The following is a 1,912-nucleotide window of genomic DNA, read 5'->3' as shown; positions in this document are numbered from 1 at the left end:
GTGACCCCTCCCATTATCTCTGCTATTTTAACGACGGTAGTTGCCTTCTCTACTTTTTTCTTTCTGGAAGGTAGAATAGGAGACTTTTTCTCCCAGGTATCTACTGTGGTCATTATCACTTTATCGGTATCTCTTTTAGAGGCATTAATTATCCTTCCTGCCCATATTGCCCATTCAAATGCGATGAAAAAAGGGGGCAAACGTTTTCTGATAAATCGCTTTGGTGACTGGTTTATGGATTTTTTGAGAGACCGTCTTTACGCCCCATCCATGCGATTTTTTATGGCTAATAAGTTTTTAGCTTTTTCTATACCTGTTGCATTGATGATCATTGGTATAGGTGCTATTGCCGGTGGCCTGGTGCGAGTCACTTTTTTCCCTTCGATCGCCAGTGACCGGGTGCAAATTACCTTAAATATGCCTCAAGGTACCAGTGAGGTCATTACCGATTCGATCATTAGTGAAATTGAAGCGGCAACCTGGGAGGTAAATGATGAATTTACGGCCAGACAACATGGGAATAAACAAGTAGTGGAGAACACCATTCGACGTATCGGACCGGGTACTTCAACCGCTACATTGGAAATTAACCTGTTACCCGGAGAAGAACGAGACTTTCCTTCGGACGATATCGCCAATTCGATTGAAGAAAAAGTGGGGCCGATATACGGTATAGAAAGTATTGAATATGGGTCCGGATCCAACTTCGGAGGAAAGCCGGTGTCCGTTTCCCTTACCGGAAATAATATCAGTGACTTGAAGGGAGCCAAAGAAATGCTGGTACAGAAGCTTTCGGCAATGCCTCAATTGAAAGATATTTCTGATAATGATCCAGAGGGTATCAAGGAGGTAGAAATTAAACTTAAAGACAATGCCCATTTGCTAGGTCTCACACATAGTGATATTATGTCTCAGGTGAGGAGTGGTTTTTTTGGGGCCCCTGTGCAACGATTTCAACGAGGGCGAGATGAAATCAGAGTATGGGTCCGGTACGACCGGGGAACGCGTTCTTCGTTGAAAAATCTTGATGACATGTGGATTGTCACCCCCACTCAGGATCGGGTTCCACTCTCGGAAATCGCCTACTATGATATAGAAAGAGGAGATGTGGCTATCAATCACCTGGATGGAAAAAGAGAGATCCGGGTCGAAGCAAATATGAAGAACAGGAATGAAAGTGCCACGGATATGCTGGCCGGCATCCGGGAAAATGTCATGCCGGGAATTTTAGCACGTTATCCGACAGTCACACCACTCTATGAGGGGCAAAATCGTGAAGCCGGCAAATTGACCAGTTCTGTACGCTTTGTATTGCCTGCGATACTATTTGCCATTTTTGCATTGATCGCCTTTACCTTCAGAAGTTATAGCCAGCCACTGATGCTATTTATCATGGTACCATTTAGCTTAATTGGTGTGGCTTTTGGTCATTGGGTACATGGATTTCCCATAAACATGTTGTCCTGGTTGGGGATCATTGCCCTGATCGGAATCATGGTAAATGATGGGTTGGTTCTTATTGAAAAATTTAATTCCTATCTCAAAGAAGGTTTGAAATTTGAGGACGCATTGTACCAGGCAGGAAGATCAAGATTTAGGGCCATTTTTCTTACTTCCATGACAACCATTGCGGGATTGGCTCCATTAATTTTTGAAACAAGCCGGCAGGCACAATTTCTAATTCCTATGGCGATCTCCATTGCTTATGGTATTGCCGTGGCAACGCTGCTCACTTTGTACATGCTACCACTGTTGTTGTATATAAATAACAGTTACCGGGTCACCAGGAAATGGCTATTTACCGGAGTGAGACCCAACCGGGAAGAAATTGAAAATGCAATTATCGAGTTGGAAGCTGATAAAAAAGACATGGCTGATGCGCAGGCGCGCCATGATTCTATTTAGATCATCC

At 43.8% G+C, this 1,912-nt stretch carries 1 protein-coding gene; it reads left to right on the top strand.

Annotated features, from left to right (window positions below; genetic code table 11):
* Positions 1–1,905: efflux RND transporter permease subunit (locus tag KDD36_15140; GenBank protein MCB0397983.1), on the top strand; the 1,905-nt coding region annotated here is incomplete at its 5' end.
* Positions 1,906–1,912 lie beyond the last annotated feature (7 nt).

It is taken from the genome of Flavobacteriales bacterium (assembly GCA_020435415.1).
Lineage (GTDB): Bacteria > Bacteroidota > Bacteroidia > JACJYZ01 > JACJYZ01 > JACJYZ01.
The sequence above is the reverse complement of the archived record's forward strand: the minus strand, read 5'-3'. Positions and strand labels throughout refer to the sequence as shown.